Consider the following 1,005-nt stretch of genomic DNA (forward strand, 5'->3'; position numbering starts at 1 on the left):
GTTATCAACGGGTAGCAACACGCTCGAATCTATGTATGTGACAAGGGGGTTGGAGCTGGGCAAGTCATCGTTGTTGCCGGTTTATCGGCGGGTGTTCTTCAACGTGAAGGAACGGCAACGATGGCGTATCCGGTGGCAGTGTCTCCTGCGGGAGGGCAGCGGACCTGGACTGTGCTCGGCGAGGACTTCGCGACGGTCGGTCCGGTCGAGGAGTGGATAGAGGCACATCGGCACCTGTGGTCGCCGAACACGGTGCGCGGGTACGCGACCTCGTTGGCGCAGTGGTGGACTTTCCTGGAGCAACGCGGGCAGACCGGCGCCTGGTGTGAGGTCGGTGTTCCCGCGTTCACAGCGTTCCTGTCGTGGCAGCGCAATGGCCGCACGGTTGAGCACCGACTGGCGGAATCGGGCCAGGCGCCGAGTGCGGCAACCCTGGAACTCCGCCTTGCGGCGTTGATTTCGTTCTACCGTTGGCATCACGCGGTGTCCGGTGTGGCGGTGGCGGGGCGGCTGCTTCGAGGAACGCCGCGGCGCCCGCCGGCCAGGGGCTTGCTGGCGCATCTGGATGCGCGATCGGTCCCAGCGGCGTCTTCGTTGGTGCGGGTGCGCCGCGAGCGCCGCTGCGACAGACCACCGTTGCTCCTACCGGAGCAGATCCAGGCGATCCTGGATGGCTGCGCGGTCTTCGATGCGGAGTTGGGATCGTGGCGAGGAAACCTGCGGGACCGGTTCGTGTTTGCTCTGCTGGCCGAAACCGGGATGCGTCTCGGGGAGGCCCTGGGCCTGCGGATCGGTGAGTTCGTGCTCGGCCGCGGCGAGACCGCATATGTGCGGATCGTGCCTCGGGCCGATAACCCCAACGGGGCACGGGTGAAGATGATGCGTCCGCGGCGAATCTACGTCGGTGCCGACCTGGAGCGGCTGTTCGCCGACTATCTCACCGACATCGCCTGCCGGGCAGCCGAATCCGGCATCGCTCTGACAGACACGTCGCCGTTGCTGGTG

1 protein-coding gene is annotated in these 1,005 nt (G+C 66.1%); it reads left to right on the forward strand.

Annotated elements, in window-relative coordinates; genetic code table 11:
* Positions 1-120: 120 nt before the first annotated feature.
* Positions 121-1,005 (forward strand): site-specific integrase (locus tag CQY20_RS33915; RefSeq protein WP_097945787.1); only part of this gene is annotated, 885 nt, incomplete at its 3' end.

Source organism: Mycolicibacterium agri (assembly GCF_002553505.1).
In the GTDB taxonomy this organism is placed as follows: domain Bacteria; phylum Actinomycetota; class Actinomycetes; order Mycobacteriales; family Mycobacteriaceae; genus Mycobacterium; species Mycobacterium agri.